We start from the raw sequence: 17,835 nt of genomic DNA, 5'->3' as shown, positions 1-17,835 counted from the left end.
CCCTGTAACCTAAGGCGCAAACGGGGCGCCAATGATCCCGTGACCGAGGCACAAGATATGGACTTTCCTGAGCGGTTTTCGAACCTGCCAGCCTATGCGTTTCCGCGCCTGCGAGCGCTGTTGGACCATCACACCCCTGGCGGGGACGTGGTGCATATGACTATTGGCGAGCCGAAACATGCGTTTCCGGCCTGGGTCACTGATGTCATCGCGGAAAATGCCGCCGGGTTTAATCAGTATCCTAACAACGACGGCACGTCTGAGCTGCGCGGTGCGATTTCGGAGTGGATCCACCGCCGCTATGCTGTGAAAGCGGATCCGGAAACCCAGATCATGGCGTTGAACGGCACACGGGAGGGTCTGTACAATGCCGCCATGGCGCTATGCCCAGAGCAAAAGAATGGGCAAAGGCCGGTGGTGCTGATCCCGAACCCCTTCTACCAGGTCTATATGGTGGCGACGATTTCCGTCGGGGCAGAGCCTGTGTTTGTCCCCGCAACCGCCGCGACCGGCCATCTGCCGGACTATGAGAACCTGCCGGAGGATGTGCTGAACCGCACGACGGTCGCCTACATCTGTTCGCCCGCAAACCCGCAGGGCGCCGTGGCCTCGCGCGACTACTGGACCCGGCTGATTCAACTGGCAGAGAAATACGATTTCCGCATCTTCGCGGACGAGTGCTACTCCGAGATATACCGTGACGACGCCCCCGTCGGGGCGTTGACCGTTGCGCAGGAACTGGGCGCCGATCCCGAGCAGGTGGTGCTGTTCAACTCGCTCTCGAAACGCTCGAACCTGCCGGGGCTGCGATCCGGGCTGATTGCCGGCGGGCCGGAGACTATCAAGCGGGTTAAACAGTTGCGCGCCTATTCCGGTGCACCCCTGCCAGGCCCCTTGCAGGCCGCTGCGGCCAAGGTCTGGGCGGATGAAGCGCATGTAGCAGAGAACCGTGCGCTCTATCAGCAAAAATACAAAATTGCGGATGAGGTCTTTAACGGCCTCAACGGTTACCTGGCGCCCGAGGCGGGCTTCTTCCTTTGGCTCCCGGTGGAAAATGGCGAGCAGGCCGCACTGAAGCTGTGGAAGGAAACCGGGGTGCGGGTGCTGCCCGGCGCCTACCTGGCGCAAGGCGCACCCGGCCAGAACCCGGGCGAAACTTACATCCGGGTGGCGCTTGTCGCCCCTGCTGAGGACACCCGCAAAGCGCTGAGCACGCTGCGCGGCTGCCTTTACTGAATTCTGCTGAGCGGCCCTTGACTGGGGCCGCGCAGCCAAAACCAAGAACGGACAGGCCGGTGACCCCGCGGTGAACAGCGGGGCAGGGGCGAATGAAACGGAACTGAGGTAGGCATGGCATTTCAAACCCGCAGCCGCGATCCGCTGCTCGACAGCAATATGCAGGCGGCCATTGAAAAGCGCGGCAAGGAACTGATCGGGATTGCCCTGATTCTGGTGGGGCTGATGGTTGCGGCTATGCTCGGCTCGTACACGCCCGAAGATCCGAACTGGACGGTGTCCACCGACGCACCGGTGCAGAACTGGCTGGGCCGGCCGGGCGCCTCTGTCTCCTTCATACTGATCACTCTGTTCGGCAAGGCCAGCTGGGCGATGCCGCTGTTTCTGTGCGCCTGGGGTCTGCGGTTCGTGCTGCACAAGGGCGAGGACCGCGTGGTCTGGCCGCTTTTGCTGTCGGTGCCGTGGCTGCTGGTGGTGGCCCTGCACATGGAGACCCTGAATGCCAGCACCAGCTGGCAGCAGAATTATGATTTCGGACTTGGCGGCATGGTGGGCTACACCTTCCTGGGCGCTCTGCTGGCGCTGTTGCCTGTGGGCCTGCACTTCATGGTCAAGATCATGTCGCTGCTGAGCGCCGCAGGCATGCTGGCGCTTGGATGCGTGGTGCTGGGCTTTACCTGGCCCGAGGTTAAAAAGGGACTCCACAAGGTGATGATCGGCCTCATTCTTGGGTATGGAGCCGTCGCTGCCCTGCTTGGGCGTGGTGCCTCCAGCGGGCTGCAGGCCGCTATGACCTACCGGAAGGAACGGGCCGAACGTGCAGAGGGCGGCGACACTTATGCCAATGACGAAGCTGACCCGGACATGTTCGAGGATTACCCGGAAGACGCCTATTCCGCCGATACTTTCGATGAAGAGCCTGAGGCGCCGGCCAAGGGCGGTCTGCTGTCGCGCGTGCCAAGCCTGATCCGCCGTGCCACACCTGCTGTACCGGCACCTGAAGAGGCTTTTGCGGCCGAAACGGGTTATGCGGAGGTACAAGAACCCGTTGATGACAGCGAAGGCGGCGAAGACCGGATCTCCAAGAAGATCGCAAATGCGGTGCGGATCCGCCGTGCTGCCGACACACCGCCAGAGATGGATCCGAACCTGCCGCTGACCAAGGGCCGCGGGCAGCGCCCGGCACCGCTGATCTTTAATCCCGCAGAACAAGGTGGTCTCCCAGCCGAGCCGCCGTTGACCGCTGCACAAGTGGCGGTGCCGTCGATCGCAGAAGAGCCAGCACTGACCTGGCAGACCGCGGATCAAGAGGCATTTGTCCCGCCGGTGCCCGAAGTTCATGCGCCGAAACATAACGCCCAAGGCGAATTTGACGATGTGCCTCAGGTGCTGGCTCCGGACCATGTGGCGGCGGAAGCCTTGCCTGATACAGCGTTGCCGGTTGAGAAAGCTCCGCAACCGGCCACGGCACCGGGGCCGCGCCTTACAGTTGATCTGCCAGTTGCAGAACCGCGAAAGGCGGTGGTCGAAAAACCGGTGCGCAAGGCTGTCCAGCCCTCGGCGCGGGCTAAGGCCGAAGCCCAACCCAATCTAGCGTTTGAAGACAGCGGCAGTGATTTCGAACTGCCGCCGCTGAACCTGCTGACCAACCCGGTCAGCATCGAACGCCACCACCTGAGTGACGAGGCGCTGGAAGAAAACGCCCGGATGCTGGAGACAGTGCTGGATGACTATGGCGTGAAGGGAGAGATCGTCTCGGTCCGCCCGGGCCCGGTTGTCACCATGTATGAACTGGAGCCCGCACCGGGCCTCAAGGCCTCCCGCGTGATTGGACTGGCGGATGACATTGCCCGGTCCATGTCTGCGCTGTCAGCGCGGGTTTCGACTGTGCCCGGCCGCACCGTGATCGGCATCGAACTGCCGAATGAGAAACGCGAGAAGGTGGTTCTGCGTGAAATCCTGTCCTCCCGCGACTTCGGCGACGGTAACCACGCGCTGCCGTTGGCGCTGGGCAAGGACATCGGCGGTGATGCCATGGTCGCGAACCTGGCCAAGATGCCTCACCTGCTGATTGCGGGTACTACCGGCTCCGGTAAATCAGTGGCGATCAACACCATGATCCTGTCGCTGCTTTACAAGCTGACACCGGATGAATGCCGCCTGATCATGATCGATCCCAAGATGCTGGAACTCAGCGTTTATGACGGCATCCCGCATCTGCTCTCGCCGGTTGTGACTGACCCGAAGAAGGCGGTTGTTGCCCTGAAATGGGTGGTGGGTGAGATGGAGGACCGCTACCGCAAGATGTCCAAAATGGGTGTGCGCAACATCGCGGGCTACAACGGCCGGGTGAAGGAAGCGCTGGCCAAAGGCGAGATGTTCAGCCGTACGGTGCAGACCGGGTTTGACGATGACACGGGCGAGCCGGTGTTCGAGACCGAAGAGTTCGAACCCAAGGCACTGCCGTATATCGTCGTCATCGTCGACGAGATGGCCGATCTGATGATGGTTGCGGGTAAGGAAATTGAGGCCTGTATTCAGCGTTTGGCGCAGATGGCGCGGGCCTCGGGCATCCACCTGATCATGGCCACCCAGCGTCCGTCCGTGGACGTGATCACCGGCACTATCAAGGCAAACTTCCCGACCCGGATCTCCTTCCAGGTGACCTCAAAGGTCGACAGTCGCACCATTCTGGGCGAGATGGGCGCCGAGCAACTCCTGGGTATGGGTGACATGCTTTATATGGCAGGCGGGGCCAAGATCACCCGCTGCCACGGCCCGTTCTGTTCGGATGAAGAGGTCGAGGAAGTCGTGAATCACCTCAAGCAATTCGGTCCGCCGGACTACGTGGGAAGCGTTCTGGATGGCCCGGATGAGGACAAGGCCGACAATATCGATGCGGTTCTGGGGCTGAACACCGGCGGCAACACCGACACCGAGGACGCGCTCTATGACACGGCCGTCGCCATCGTCATCAAGGACCGCAAGTGCTCGACCTCCTATATTCAGCGCAAGCTGGCGATCGGCTACAACAAGGCCGCGCGCCTGGTAGAGCAGATGGAGGATGAGGGCGTTGTCTCAGCTGCCAACCACGTGGGTAAGCGGGAAATTCTGGTTCCAGAGCAATGAACTGACGGATTTCTGCCGATGCCGGTCCTTGTTGGGGCCGGCATCTTCACATCTGCAGCAGTGCACCTATGTTGTGCCCATGAAACGGATTGCACTTTCCCTTGCATTGATCCTCGCTGCCCCGGCCTCCTGGGCGGCAGAGCAGCTGAGCCTCAACGAGATTTCCCGCTATTTGAACGGGATCAGCACCGCGGCGTCGCCATTCACCCAGATCAATGACGACGGCAGCCTGTCGACAGGCAAATTGTACATGCACCGGCCTGGCCGGATGCGGTTCGAATACGACGGTCAGGGGGGCGGCACAGTTGTTGCTGGCAGCGGGGCGGTTGTAATTCATGACCCCAAGTCCAACCAGCCGCCGGAAACCTATCCGCTGAAACGCACTCCGCTGTCGATCATCCTGGACCGCAAGGTGGATTTAGGCCGCGCCAACATGGTGGTGGGTCATGCCTTTGACGGTACTTCCACCATTGTCAGAGCGCAAGACCCCGAGCATCCTGACTATGGCAGCATCGAAATGATGTTCACCGGTGATCCCGTTGAGTTGCGAAAATGGGTGATCCACGACAGTGCAGGCGGCCAGACCACGGTCATTCTCGGCGCGATGGAAACCGGCCTGCCGTTGTCATCCAGCCTGTTCAAAACAAGCGGGCGCGGCGCGTCACGCTGAACCTCTGGCTTTGCCCAGAGCTGCGGCAGTAGGTCCCCGAAGCAAGGCGCCAGCATTCTTTCTGGCACCCGCCCAGGCTTTGCCTCATTTGAGAATAGCCCGTAGGTTGGCACACAAGCTCCCCCTCATGAGAAACGAGGGGAGGGCAAGGCAAAGCTGCTGAAGATCACCGGAATTTGCGGCAGGTTGCCAGTTGCGCTTGATAGGTTTGCGCGCGGGCCTCGACCTGACCGGCCACCCGCATCAGCCAGGGTTTTGACCGGTAGCTGCCGCGGGCATAGCCATAGTGGCCTTCGTGGTACGCGAGGTACTGGTTGCGCGCGTCATACAACGGGATGCCGTTCTTTTCGCGGCTTTTGCGCATGTACCAGCCCATAAAATCGGCCGCATCACTGATCCTGTCGCGCTTGGCGCGCCGCCGCCCAGTGTCGCGGCGGTAGTCATCCCAAGTGCCGTCCAGGGCCTGGCTATAGCCATAAGCGCTGGATTGCCGCCCGACCGGGATCACTCCCAGCAGGAACTGATGCGGTGTGCGCGCATCGCCACGGAACCTGCTTTCATGATAGATTGTCGCCATTTGCACATGGACCGGAACACCCCAGCGGCGCTGTGAGGCCCGGAAGGCCTTCAGGTATTCCGGCCGCTGCTGAATAATGCTGCAGGCATTATCCAAATTACGCGGCGGCGCTTTGTGCCCGCCTCCGCAAGACGCAACCGCCAAGAGGAGAACGAGGGCGCTGATGAGTCTGCTCATTGCCTCTGCCCATTTTTTACTGGGTTTGTTTTGGGCGAGTTTAGCCGATTGCGGCAGATGTGAAAATCACAATTCCAGAATCAGTGTCAGAAGCAGCGGCAGCAGAACCGCGGACATCAAGGTCGAGACCACGACCAGGCCTGCAACTGCGCTGGAGTCGGCTTCGAATTTCTCTGCAAGCAAATACGCGGTTACGGCGACTGGCGTCGCCAGTTGTAGAATCAGCACGCCGGAAGCCGTCGGGTCCAAGCCAAAGACCATTGCCAGAAACCAGCCAGCGGTGGCGCTAAGGGCAAATTTTACCAAAGAAAGGGCGATGGCCTTTCCCGTCTTGCCCGGGGTCAGCCGGGCGACCGCCGTGCCCAGGGTGATCAGCATCAGCGGGACAGCCATTTGCCCGGCCAATTCCAGTGTGCTGGTCAGGAAGCGCGGGGTCTCCCAGTCCTGCCACAGAAACAGCCCGCCCAGCAACGTGGCCCACACCATTGGCTCCTTCACTGCCTTGCTGCCTGCGCTTTGGCCTGCAACCAGATAGATGCCGTATGTAAAGGACAGGATCGCCGAAACGGCCAGCATGACAACGGCATACCCAAGACCGGCCTCACCAAAGGCAAACAGCGACAGCGGGATGCCCAGGTTGCCGGTATTGCCGAAAATAAAAGGCGCCAGGTAGGTCCGCCTCTCAAGCCGCCCCATGCGGCACAGGAACTCTCCTGCTGCTGCCAGCAGTACATGGCCAGCCAGCGCCGCCAGGGTAAAGGCCCCAAGCGCCCCTTTGTCGAGGTCGGTGTTCATCAGCGCAGTAAAGATCAGGCAGGGCACGGCCAATGTCATCGCCAGCCGGGTGACAAACTGCGTCCGGTATTCGAAACCCAGCTTCACCCAGGTGAACCCGGCTAAGGCCAGCAGGAACACCGGGGTGGTGATTTCGAGCACTGTCAAAGCGAGGTTCACAGTCTGTTTCCCTGAAAATTTGCGTCAAGAGTTGGACAATTGCGTGGCGTGCGCGCTATTTACAAGGTACGGGGGCTAGCATGACCATGTTGAGAACACGAGCAAAATACAACCTTGGGCAGGTCGTCCGCCACCGGAAGCATCCCTTTCGCGGTGTCGTCTTTGACGTTGACCCGGAGTTCGCAAATACCGAGGAATGGTATGAGGCGATCCCAGAGGACAGCCGCCCGGTAAAGGATCAGCCGTTCTACCATCTGCTGGCAGAGAACGATCAGAGCTACTATGTAGCTTATGTGTCCGAACAGAATCTGGTCGCAGATTACTCCGGCGAGCCTGTCGGCCACCCGGACGTGCCGGAGATGTTCGGCAACTTCGACGGCGGCGCCTACGCTCTGCATTATCAGCTGAATTGACGCCTGTTATGGCCGCCGGCCAAGCGGCCGGCTGATCAATACCCCAGCGCACAGCCATCCTTGCGCGGATCGCTGGCCCCTTCCAGCACCCCGGAGGCATGGATCCGGATTGCCTGCGCACCGCCAAGCGGCGTGCCGGGCACCTCCACTTGGTGACCCATGTCCGCCAGTTCCTGAAGGACATCTGCAGCATAGCCGCGTTCTGCCTTCAAGACGCCGCCATCAGCGAAACAGCGGGGCGCATCTAGGGCGGATTGCAAATCCATCCCAAAGTCCGCCAGATTGGACACCAGCCGTGCGTGACCGGTGGGCTGATAACCGCCGCCCATTACGCCAAACGGCATGATGACAGCTCCCTCCTGTTGCAGCATGGCTGGGATGATTGTGTGCATCGGCTGCTTTCCGGGCCCCAGTTCATTCGGGTGGCCCTCTTCCAGAGTAAAACCTGCACCGCGGTTCTGGAGCAGAATGCCGAACTTCTCTGAGGCGATGCCGGAGCCGAAACCATGAAAGATGGAATAGATCAGCGAAACCGCCATGCGGTCTTGGTCTACAACCGTGATATAGACGGTGTCCTTGTGCACAGCCTCAGTCAACGGCGCGGCAGCAGCCATCGCGCTTTTGGGATCAATCAGTGCGGCGAGCTTCCCTGCCGTTTCTGGTGCCAGCATATGTTCAAGCCTTGCTGCATGGCTGGGATCGGCTAGGAAACGGTTGCGCGCATCATAGGCCAGCTTGGCGGCTTCTGCCTCGATATGGGCCCGCTCGGCGCCAAAGGGCTTCATGCTGGAAATGTCGAAGTGCTTGAGAATATTCAGTAGAAGTATCGCCGTTGCACCCTGGCCATTGGGCGGATGCTCTGCCAGGCTCAGGTCTTGATATTGGCCCAGGACGGGCTGCGCTGCAAAGCTGGCCGCCGCCGCAAAATCCTCCAGCTGGTGGCTGCCACCCAAAGCTGACAACGCGGAAACCATGTCTTCAGCAGCTTCACCTGTATAAAATGCGTCGCGTCCATGCCGGGCGATACGCCGCAGTATTTCAGCTTGTCCAGGGGCCCGGAACACATCGCCGCACTGCAAGGGTTTTCCGGCCTTCAAGTAGTGCCGCTGTGCTGTCCCCTGCAGGGTTGCCGCACTGTTTGCCCAGTCAAACGCAGTGCGCGGCGCAACAGGTACCCCGTCCTCGGCGTAGCGGATTGAAGGCTCTAGTAAAGTATCAAGACCCAGTCTCCCCTCTTGCTCAGACAGTCTGCTGAATGCATCAATCGCGCAAGGGACAGTGACCGCGTCCGGGCTTCCCAGCGGGATGGAAGAAAGACCTTGCGCCCGCAGTGCTGCCGGGTTTGCAGCCATCGGCGCCCGGCCAGAGCCGTTCAGGGCTTGAATGTCCTGGCCAGGGCGTGAAAACAGCACAAAGCAATCCCCGCCAATCCCTGTCATCTGAGGCTCGCAGATTCCCAGCAGAACTGCCCCGGCAATTGCTGCGTCCACAGCATTGCCGCCGCGTTTCAGGATGTCCACGGCCACGCCGGCCGCCAGCGGGTGCGACGTGGCACAGAGGCCGCCCTGCGCATAAACGGCTGACCGCCCCGGTAGATGGAAATCGCGCATAGAGCTGCTCCTTGTACTTCCGGGCAGAGCCTATGCGCAGGCGTCAATAAGGCAAATCAAATCCGCGCAGGCCGGGCGGAAACGGAGCGTCAGTGTACGGGGCAGGGGGGGCGTATCCCCGGCGCCGCGCACTGGTGGGGGCTAGAACACGCGGCACCGGGGGAAGCTCTGTTTAGCTACAGGCAAGGTGTCGCATATGTATTTGGCTGCGGTTGGCCCGGATTGCGGCGCCAATGTGGCGGAGCGTTAAAATGCGGCAAAACTGTCTGAGCCAAGTCTGGTCATGCTTCCCGTTGCGTACTGGCAGAAGGGCTTGTCACTTGGATTTCGAAGCAGAGCGAAAGATTGTTGTTGCCTTCCGAGCGCTCATACTGCACCTGGCTGGCCAATTCACGTATCAGGAACCAGCCGAACCCGCCCTCAGGCAGACTGCCGGCGGGAACATTGATGTCGGCAGGTTTGCCTTCGGGCAGCTCTCCCTGGGGAAACGGCGCTCCGGTATCCTGGATGCTGATCCACAAACGTTCGGAATACAGTTCGCCCCTAATCCGCACATCGCCCGGCTGCGCGCCTTCATAGGCGTGCTCGACCACATTGTTCACGGCTTCGGTCAGGGCGATTTGCACCTCGTCCACGCGGGCGCCTGGGATCCCCAGGGACCGCAACTGGGCCACAATATCTGAAATGCCGGAACGGGCATCCAGGTTTGTGGCCGTGAACGAGCAGGCAAAGGTTTTTACCATCGAGTTCTCGCTTTGCGCCGGCAGCGCCTTTGTCTTCAGGAGTTTGCGTTTGCCGGAGCGGTTGCTTCGCTTAGCGAACTGTACAGATCAAAGACCGTGTCCATACGGGTCAGACGGAACACCTTTTCCACCATTGGGGTCAAGCCGGCAAGGTCCAGCTTGCGGGTGCCGCCCAACTGCTTCATTGCCGCGACAATTGCCCCCAATCCGCTTGAGTCGATGAATTGCACTTCGGAAAGATCCAGGATGACGCGGTCCGGCCCTGCTTCGGTTTCCGTGCGCATGTCCTCCTTGAACTGGATGGCCATGGCGGCATCAATGCGTTCCGCATTGACTTTGACGATCTGAGCATCGTCCGTCATGGTGGTGGTAAGGCTCATTGTAATCCCCCGGGATGTAACGTCATTAGGCAGCACTCTAGACCGCAAAGCTTACTATTCTGTAGGTATTATTTTGACGATTGGAGGAAAATTGCATGAAAGATGTTGTTGTCGCCGGAGCGGCCCGGACACCGATGGGCGGGTTTCAGGGCATGTATGACGGAGTGACGGCTGCAGAGCTGGGAGGTGCTGCGATCCGGGCGGCTTTGGACAGGGCCGGCACTGCCACCGTGGATGAGGTGCTGATGGGCTGTGTGCTGCCAGCAGGCCAGGGCCAGGCACCTGCACGCCAGGCCGGTTTTGCGGCAGGGTTGGGCGAAGATGTACCAGCTACGACCCTCAATAAGATGTGCGGATCCGGCATGAAGGCGGCAATGATCGCCTTTGACCAGATTGCGCTGGGCCACGCCGATACGATGATCGCCGGCGGCATGGAGAGCATGACAAATGCCCCCTATGTTCTGCCGAAGATGCGCGGCGGCGCCCGCATCGGTCACGGTCAGGTAATTGACCACATGTTCCTGGACGGGCTGGAAGATGCCTATGACAAGGGCCGCTTGATGGGCACTTTTGCAGAAGATTGCGCCGAAAAGTACCAGTTCACCCGCGAGGCACAGGATGAATACGCGCTGAAGTCGCTGTCCAACGCCTTGGAAGCGCAGGAAAGCGGTGCCTTTGATGGTGAAGTCGCGTCTGTGACTGTGAAGACCCGCAAGGGAGAAGTGGTCACCGATGCGGATGAACAGCCGAAATCCGCACGTCCGGAAAAAATCCCCACGCTAAAACCTGCCTTCCGAAAGAATGGCACGGTTACTGCGGCCAATGCCTCGTCTATCTCGGATGGTGCGGCGGCTCTGGTTCTTGCCTCAGCCGAAGCTGCCAAAGCGCAGGGCCTGCAGGTCCGTGCCCGCATTTTGGGCCACGCCAGCCACGCACAGGCTCCGGGCTGGTTCACCACAGCGCCGGTTCCGGCTGCCCAGAAACTGCTCAAGTCAATCGGCTGGACGGTCGAGGACGTAGACCTGTGGGAAGTGAACGAAGCTTTTGCCGTCGTGCCGATGGCCTTCATGCATGAAATGGGTATCCCCCGCGACAAGGTCAACGTGAATGGCGGTGCCTGTGCGCTGGGCCACCCGATTGGCGCGTCGGGCGCGCGGATCATGGTCACTTTGCTGAATGCTTTGGAAAAGCGCGGCCTGAAACGGGGGGTGGCCGCCATCTGCATTGGCGGCGGCGAAGGCACGGCGATTGCGATTGAGCGGGTCTGAGCCGCTTTCCTGTTGCCGCAAATATCCTCGGGGGTGAATTGACCGTGAGGTCAAGAGGGGGCAGACAGCCCCCTCAATACGTTGAAGGAGAGCTGTCCATGCCGGCTGATTATGAAACCCTCGCCAAGACCATCGCGGCACTCACCGAAGGCGAAACGGATGAAGTGGCGCTGATGGCAACCGTCACCTGCGAAGTGCACCATTCGGACAGCCGTTTCGACTGGACCGGATTTTACCGCGCGGTTGCTCCGGAACTGCTGAAGATCGGCCCCTACCAGGGCGGCCACGGCTGCCTGAAAATCCCGTTTTCCCGTGGCGTTTGCGGCGCTGCTGCGCGCACAGGCGAAGTGCAGCTGGTGCCGGATGTGGAGGCTTTCCCGGGCCATATCGCCTGTGCCTCCTCGACCCGCTCGGAGCTGGTGCTGCCGGTCTGGAACGGGCAGGGAAATCTGATCGGTGTCTTTGACATCGACAGCGATCAGCCGGATGCCTTCACTCAGGAGGATGCGGAGCAGCTGACGGCGATCCTGGCCCAAGTGTTCGGCCGGTTGTGATTCGGGACTGAAGGGCTTTGCCCCTCGGCCTGACGGCCTCACCCCAGGGTATTTGGAACCAGAAGGAAACAGCCCGGCGCCTTTATGCGCTGGGTTTTTTCATGGGATGTCCCGCCTCGTGAAAAAAAGCTTGGAAATTTCACGGATTCGGGGCATCGTGAAAAACGAGGAGATTTTTTCATGGACGGGAGAGAGCTGGTGAACGACCAGGCGCTGGCAGCGGCCACATTGGGAGCGGACATCCGTGCTCTGCGCAAGGCGCGCGGGCTGACGCTAGCGGATCTCGCCGCGGTGCTGAACCGCTCGGTCGGCTGGCTGAGCCAGGTTGAGCGGGACATGTCAGACCCTTCGATTTCCGACCTGCGCGAGCTGGCTGAGGCGCTGGGCGTGCCGATGTCGATGCTGTTTGCCCATTCCGAAGCACCGGCCGAGGAGCACGGCTATGTGGTGCGCGCTGGCAGCCGCCGCCCGATGGGCTCAGGCGAGGAGGGGCTGATCGAAGAATTGCTCTCCCCGGATCTGACCGATGACTTCGAGATGGTGCACTCCACCTTCCGGCCGAACTCCCGGATGCAGACGCCGGCACACCGGCCGACGCAGGAAGTCGGCTACATGATCTCGGGCAAGCTGGACCTCTTGATCGGCGGCCGCGCTTTTACCGTCGGTCCCGGCGACAGCTTCCGGATCAAGCATGAACCCTATCAGTGGTCGAACCCTTATGACGAACCCGCGGTGGCCGTCTGGGTCATCGCCCCGCCGGTTTACTAGGAGGCATGTGATGCACAAGGGATCCTGCCTGTGCGGTGCCGTGGCCTTTGAACTGCAGCCGCCCCTGCGGCCGGTCTATGCCTGCCATTGCACCCAGTGCCGCAAGACCTCCGGCCATTTCTGGGCCGCCACTTCGGTGCCTGATGAAGCCCTTGCGCTGACCCGGCAGGACGGCCTGCGCTGGTTCCAGTCGAGCGAAACCACCAGGCGGGGATTCTGCAGAGACTGCGGCTCCAGCCTATTCTGGGTGCCCGAGGGCGAGGGGCGCACAGTGGTGGCAGCGGGCGCCATCGACACTCCCTCGGATCTGCAAACCAAGGCGCATGTCTTCATGGCGGACAAGGGCGACTATTACGAGATCGCCGACGGGCTGCCGCAATGCGCCGGCTTCAAGGGAGACGAAGGTGCTTAAGGGATCCTGTCTTTGCGGCGACATCCGTTTTGAAACCGCGGCCCGCCCGCAAGGCGCCTCGATGTGCCATTGCAGCCAGTGCCGCAAGCAGTCGGGCGGCATCTGGTCCTCGGCCTATGTCAAGGACACGGAGTTGGCCATCACCGGCCCGGTGAGCTGGTTTGAGGCAACTCCGCAGGCCAAGCGCGGCAGCTGCCCGCGCTGCGGCTCCTTTCTGTTCTGGAAGGGGACGGGGGAAGGCACCACCAGTTTCGCTTTGGGCGCTGTCGACGGGAACACCGGTCTCAGCGTCGAAAAGCACATCTTTACCGCCTCCAAGGGCGACTACTACCGGATTGCGGACGACGTGCCGCAAGAAGACTGAGATTAGGGAGCGAACATGTCTGATTTTCCAACCAAGGCCCGTGTGGTCATCATCGGCGGCGGCGTTGTCGGCTGCTCGTCGCTATATCATCTGGCCAAGAAAGGCTGGACAGATTGTGTGCTGCTGGAGAAGAACGAGCTGACTGCCGGCTCAACCTGGCATGCGGCCGGCAATGTGCCGACCTTCTCGACCTCCTGGGCGATCATGAACATGCAGCGCTACTCGACCGAGCTGTATTCGGGCCTGGCCGAAGAAGTCGACTACCCGATGAACTACCATGTTTCAGGCTCGATCCGTCTGGCGCACAGCAAAGAGCGGATGCAGGAATTCGAACGTGCCATGTCCATGGGCCGCTACCAAGGTATCCCGATGGAGATGTGGACCCCGGAAGAAACCAAGGAACACTACCCCTTCCTGGAGACCCACGACCTGGCAGGGGTTCTTTATGACCCGACCGATGGCGACATCGACCCGGCGCAGCTGACCCAGGCTCTGGCCAAGGGTGCGCGCGATATGGGCGCGAAGATCCTGCGCTTCACCCCGGCGACCGGTGTGACCCAGCACGAAGACGGCACCTGGACCGTGCACACCGAAAAGGGCGATATCGACTGTGATTATGTGGTGAACGCCGCCGGTTACTATGCACAGCGCGTGGGCGAGATGTTCAAGCCTTATGGCGGCCGTACCGTGCCTGCCATGGTGATGGAGCACCAGTACCTGCTGACCGAACAAATCCCCGAAGTCGAAGCCTGGTCCAAGGAACACGGCGGCAAGCTGCCCCTGATCCGCGACGTGGACGTGTCCTACTACCTGCGTCAGGAAAAGCACGGCTACAACCTTGGCCCCTATGAGCCGAACTGCAAAGGCCACTGGCTGACCGAAGACGATCCGATGCCCGAGGATTTCTCGTTCCAGCTGTGGCAAGAAGATCTGGACCGGATCGAAGATATCGTTACCGACGCGATGGAGCGGGTGCCGCTGATGGCGTCCTCCGGTGTCTCCAGCGTCATCAACGGGCCGATCCCCTATGCTCCCGATGGCCTGCCGATGATCGGCCCGATGCCGGGTGTGAAAAACGCGTTTGAGGCGCATAGCTTCACCTTTGGTATTGCCCAGGGCGGCGGCGCCGGCAAGGTGCTGGCAGAATGGATCGTCGATGGCGCGACCGAGTGGGATATGTGGGCGGTCGATCCGCGCCGCTACACCGACTACACCGACCAGGACTACTGCAACCAGAAAGGCATGGAAGTCTACGGCAACGAATACGCCATGCACTTCCCGCATCACGAATGGCCGGCCGCACGCGACAAGAAGGTCAGCCAGGTCCACGCCAAGATCAAGGAACTGGGCGGCGTGATGGGCGCCTACAACGGCTGGGAACGCGCCAACTGGTTTGCGCAAGCCGGGGATGACACTTCGGAAGAGGCCACGCACACCTGGGGCCGTTCCGGCCCGTGGCAGCAGCGCATCAAGGAAGAATGCGAAGCGGTCCGCGACAGCGTCGGCGTGCTGGACCTGCCAGGCTTCTCCCGCTTCAACCTGGAAGGCGAAGGTGCAGCGGAATTCCTGCGCGGCCTGGTCACCGGCGGCCTGCCGAAAGTGGGCCGGATGAACCTGGTCTACTTCTCTGACGACCGCGGCCGCATCCTGACCGAGATGTCCTGTGTCCGTCATGGCGAAGACCACTTGACCATGATCACCGCAGGCTCGGCCCAGTGGCACGATTTCGAGATCCTGAAGAAGGCGCTGCCCGCAGGCCTCTCCCTGACCGACCGCACCACCGAATTCGCGACCATGATCGTCACAGGTCCGAAATCGCGTGAGCTGTTCGCAGGCATCTCCGACGCGGATCTGTCGCTTGGTTGGCTGACTCACCAGGAAGCAACTGTCGCGGGCAAGCCGGCCTTCCTGGCGCGCGTGTCCTACGCCGGTGAACTCGGCTGGGAAGTGCATTGCGCCAACGAGCATCAGGCAGAGATCTATGCGGCCCTGATCGAAGGCGGCGCCAAGCCGTTTGGCATGTACGCGCTGAACTCCCTGCGGATCGAAAAGGGCTACCGTACCTGGAAGGGCGATCTCAGCACCGATTACTCGCTGCTCGAAGGGGGCCTTGAGCGTTTCGTTAAACTGGACAAGCCGCAGGACTTCCCGGGCAAGGCCGCGATCCAGAACGAAAAACAGCAGGGCGTGAAGAAGATCTTCGTCACCATGATCGTCGAAGCCGGCGATGCCGATGCGCCGTACATGTCCTGCATCTGGAAAGACGGCGAAATCGTGGGCGAGACCACCTCGGGCGACTGGGGCTACCGTGTGAACGCCTCCATCGCGCTGGGCATGGTGCGTCCTGAGCTGGCGGTGCCGGGCACCGAGCTGGAGGTTGAGATCTACGGGCAGAAATGCCGTGCGGTGGTTCAGAAGGACGAACCGCTGTGGGATCCGGCCAACGAGCGCCTGCGCGCCTGATAATGAGCAAAGGCCCGGGCTGTTACAGATCCGGGCCGATGCCTCAAAGAAACACAGCCTGCGCCGCCGGATCGTTTCATGTATCCTGGCGGCGCAGGCGCTCCAAGGAAAGGTCACTGTATTATGGCTGAGATCACGCTTCTGGATGGCTCGATCGGGCAGGAGGTTGTCAAACGCTCCGGCGACCGGGCGACGCCCTTGTGGTCCACGTCGGTGATGATCGAAAAACCCGAGGTGGTGGGCAGCGTTCACGCTGACTACTTCGCCGCCGGTGCCACTGTTGCGACGATGAACACCTATGCGGTGCTGCGCGACCGCCTGGTCCGCGCCGGCATCGAAACCCATTTCGAGGAACTGCTGGCCAAGGCTGCCACCCAGGCCGCCGCCGCCCGCGAAACTCATGGTTCAGGCCGCGTTGCTGCTGCGCTTGGCCCCTTGATTGCCTCCTACCGCCCCGACATCTGCCCGCCCGCGGAAGAGGCCAAACATGCTTACGCAGAACTGGTCCAGTTGCTGGCACCGCAGGCGGATTTGTTCCTGATCGAAACTGTTTCCTCGCTGGAGCAGGCCAAGGGCGCATTGATGGGCTGCGCGGGCACGGACAAACCCGTCTGGCTGGCCGCCTCCGTTTCCGATGAAGACGGCACCCTCTTGCGCTCCGGCGAGCCGCTGGCGGACCTTGCTTCTATAGTCGAGGAATTCCAGCCCCAAGCAGTACTGCTGAACTGCTCCCGCCCCGAAGTGATCGGCTCAGGCATGGAGATCGTGAAACGCTTCAGCAAGCCCTTCGGCGCCTATGCCAACGGCTTCACCCGGATTTCCGATGGCTTCCTGAAAGACGCCCCCACCGTGGACGCGCTGGAGCAGCGCCAAGACCTGGGGCCCAGGGCCTACGCGGAATTTGCGATGGGCTGGGTCGCCCAAGGCGCCACAATCGTGGGCGGCTGCTGCGAGGTCGGCCCGGACCACATCGCTGAACTGGCCCGCTGCTTGCGCGCGGCCGGGCATCGGATCGTCTGACCAGGAGAGGGGACCAGCATGGCAGCTCCGGAAAAACTCAAGGCAGCCGACCCGGCCCGGGTCTGGCACATTGACATCATTGTCACCGAAGGTTTTGTGCTGATCGAGATGTCAGCGATTCTGGAGGTGCTGCGGATTGCCAACCGCGTGCTGGCCCAGCCGCCGTTCAAATGGACCGTCCGCTCGCTGCAAGGCGGCCGGGTGGGCTGCCGGGCTGGCCTCAGCGTGGATACCGAACCCTTCGCGGTCAAGCCGGACGCGGATTTCGCCTTTTTCCTTGGCAACTCGGATCCGGACCATCCGGGCCTTAGCCTGGGTCGGGTGATCTCCAGCTACACCTGCCGCGACATCAAAGTCTATCTGCTGGCCGAGGCCGCGGCACGCTACATCCGCGATCAAGGGGGGGCATCTGGACGGCTGACGACCCATTGGGAAAACTCCGCCCTCTTGCGTGAGCGGATGGGGCTGAACGATTCCAGCCATGCGCTGGCCAGCGAGGACGGAATGGTCGTGACCTGCGCCGGCATGGGCTCTACCGTCGACATCGTGCTGGCACTGGTCGGGCGTCTCACCTCTGCCGCGGCGCAGATGACCGTGGCCAACATCATGCTGCATGAGCAGGTGCGCGACTTTTCCTCGCTGCAGCCTTTTGCAGGTGCCAAGCCGACCATTACCGGCGACAGTGATCTGGACCACTGTATCCGCATCATGCAGGACAACATCGAGGAGCCGGTGCCAATCAGCGACATCGTCGATGAACTGGGCATCTCCACCCGTTCGCTGGAGCGCAAATTCAAGACGTTTCTAGGGACAACCCCCAATGGGTTCTACCGGGAAATGCGGCTCTCCAAGGCCAACAATCTGTTGCTGAACACCACCATGAGTGTGCGGGAAATCGGTCTCGCCTGCGGGTTCCCAAACGGATTTTCCAGCCTCTACAAGAGCTTTTTCGGCATCACCCCTTTTGCTCTGCGCAAGCGCCGCAGGCTGGGGGAGGACGGCCCGGAAAAAATCTTGAAGGCTGGGGAATAGCTCCGGGAGTCTGGCGTTTTTCATGCATTTTTCGCCGCCTATTTGTGATAATCAGGCGCAAACCC

General features: G+C 61.2%; 17 protein-coding genes. 12 read left to right on the top strand and 5 right to left on the bottom strand.

Annotated elements, in window-relative coordinates:
• Nucleotides 1-57: 57 nt before the first annotated feature.
• The 3 genes from ACXAHG_RS06115 to ACXAHG_RS06105 all read left to right on the top strand — a co-directional run bounded on the left by ACXAHG_RS06115 (nt 58) and on the right by ACXAHG_RS06105 (nt 5,035).
• Nucleotides 58-1,236, top strand: coding sequence for an aminotransferase class I/II-fold pyridoxal phosphate-dependent enzyme (locus tag ACXAHG_RS06115; RefSeq protein ID WP_475056505.1), 1,179 nt, complete (start codon nt 58-60; stop codon nt 1,234-1,236).
• 114 nt (nt 1,237-1,350) lie between these two features.
• Entirely contained in the window at nt 1,351-4,365 is a 3,015-nt protein-coding gene (locus tag ACXAHG_RS06110) for a DNA translocase FtsK (protein WP_475039962.1), read from the top strand.
• A gap of 79 nt (nt 4,366-4,444) precedes the next feature.
• Nucleotides 4,445-5,035, top strand: coding sequence for a LolA family protein (locus tag ACXAHG_RS06105; RefSeq protein ID WP_475039961.1), 591 nt, complete (start codon nt 4,445-4,447; stop codon nt 5,033-5,035).
• A 166-nt stretch (nt 5,036-5,201) separates the two neighbouring features.
• Here ACXAHG_RS06105 and ACXAHG_RS06100 read toward each other — a convergent pair whose 3' ends face one another.
• Complete coding sequence (locus tag ACXAHG_RS06100) at nt 5,202-5,789, bottom strand: transglycosylase SLT domain-containing protein (RefSeq protein ID WP_475039960.1); 588 nt, start codon at nt 5,787-5,789, stop codon at nt 5,202-5,204.
• Nucleotides 5,790-5,855: 66 nt separating this feature from the next.
• Nucleotides 5,856-6,743 carry an AEC family transporter gene (locus ACXAHG_RS06095; protein WP_475039959.1) on the bottom strand — a complete coding sequence of 296 codons (888 nt, stop codon included), beginning with the start codon at nt 6,741-6,743 and terminating at the stop codon, nt 5,856-5,858.
• Between the two features lie 86 nt (nt 6,744-6,829).
• Between ACXAHG_RS06095 and hspQ the strand changes: the two genes are divergently transcribed.
• On the top strand, nt 6,830-7,156 hold the full coding sequence (gene hspQ, locus ACXAHG_RS06090; protein ID WP_475045174.1) for a heat shock protein HspQ: 327 nt from the start codon (nt 6,830-6,832) through the stop codon (nt 7,154-7,156).
• A 35-nt stretch (nt 7,157-7,191) separates the two neighbouring features.
• Here hspQ and ACXAHG_RS06085 read toward each other — a convergent pair whose 3' ends face one another.
• The 3 genes from ACXAHG_RS06085 to ACXAHG_RS06075 all read right to left on the bottom strand — a co-directional run bounded on the left by ACXAHG_RS06085 (nt 7,192) and on the right by ACXAHG_RS06075 (nt 9,889).
• The gene (locus ACXAHG_RS06085) at nt 7,192-8,766 is read right to left on the bottom strand and encodes a gamma-glutamyltransferase family protein (protein ID WP_475039958.1); all 1,575 of its coding nucleotides are present in this window, start codon (nt 8,764-8,766) and stop codon (nt 7,192-7,194) included.
• A 281-nt stretch (nt 8,767-9,047) separates the two neighbouring features.
• Nucleotides 9,048-9,509, bottom strand: a complete 462-nt coding sequence (locus ACXAHG_RS06080) for an ATP-binding protein (RefSeq protein WP_475039957.1) — start codon at nt 9,507-9,509, stop codon at nt 9,048-9,050.
• A gap of 35 nt (nt 9,510-9,544) precedes the next feature.
• A complete protein-coding gene (locus ACXAHG_RS06075) occupies nt 9,545-9,889 on the bottom strand; it encodes an STAS domain-containing protein (RefSeq protein ID WP_475039956.1) in 345 nt (114 codons plus the stop codon).
• 95 nt (nt 9,890-9,984) lie between these two features.
• On the opposite strand from ACXAHG_RS06075, the gene ACXAHG_RS06070 reads away from it, so the two are divergent.
• From ACXAHG_RS06070 to ACXAHG_RS06035, 8 genes are all read left to right on the top strand, one after another.
• Complete coding sequence (locus tag ACXAHG_RS06070) at nt 9,985-11,157, top strand: thiolase family protein (RefSeq protein ID WP_475039955.1); 1,173 nt, start codon at nt 9,985-9,987, stop codon at nt 11,155-11,157.
• A 98-nt stretch (nt 11,158-11,255) separates the two neighbouring features.
• Entirely contained in the window at nt 11,256-11,711 is a 456-nt protein-coding gene (locus ACXAHG_RS06065; protein ID WP_475039954.1) for a GAF domain-containing protein, read from the top strand.
• Between the two features lie 180 nt (nt 11,712-11,891).
• Nucleotides 11,892-12,479, top strand: a complete 588-nt coding sequence (locus tag ACXAHG_RS06060; RefSeq protein WP_475039953.1) for a helix-turn-helix domain-containing protein — start codon at nt 11,892-11,894, stop codon at nt 12,477-12,479.
• 10 nt (nt 12,480-12,489) lie between these two features.
• Nucleotides 12,490-12,891, top strand: coding sequence for a GFA family protein (locus tag ACXAHG_RS06055; RefSeq protein ID WP_475039952.1), 402 nt, complete (start codon nt 12,490-12,492; stop codon nt 12,889-12,891).
• On the top strand, nt 12,884-13,255 hold the full coding sequence (locus ACXAHG_RS06050; protein ID WP_475039951.1) for a GFA family protein: 372 nt from the start codon (nt 12,884-12,886) through the stop codon (nt 13,253-13,255). Before ACXAHG_RS06055 ends, ACXAHG_RS06050 begins: the two co-directional genes overlap by 8 nt.
• Before the next feature lie 15 nt (nt 13,256-13,270).
• A complete protein-coding gene (locus tag ACXAHG_RS06045; RefSeq protein ID WP_475056409.1) occupies nt 13,271-15,718 on the top strand; it encodes a GcvT family protein in 2,448 nt (815 codons plus the stop codon).
• A gap of 123 nt (nt 15,719-15,841) precedes the next feature.
• A complete protein-coding gene (locus ACXAHG_RS06040; RefSeq protein ID WP_475039949.1) occupies nt 15,842-16,738 on the top strand; it encodes a homocysteine S-methyltransferase family protein in 897 nt (298 codons plus the stop codon).
• 18 nt (nt 16,739-16,756) lie between these two features.
• Nucleotides 16,757-17,770 carry a GlxA family transcriptional regulator gene (locus ACXAHG_RS06035; RefSeq protein ID WP_475039948.1) on the top strand — a complete coding sequence of 338 codons (1,014 nt, stop codon included), beginning with the start codon at nt 16,757-16,759 and terminating at the stop codon, nt 17,768-17,770.
• The last annotated feature ends 65 nt before the right edge of the window (nt 17,771-17,835 follow it).

It is taken from the genome of Leisingera sp. ABD4_442, from assembly GCF_056160905.1.
This window is presented reverse-complemented; position numbering and strand designations above follow the sequence as displayed.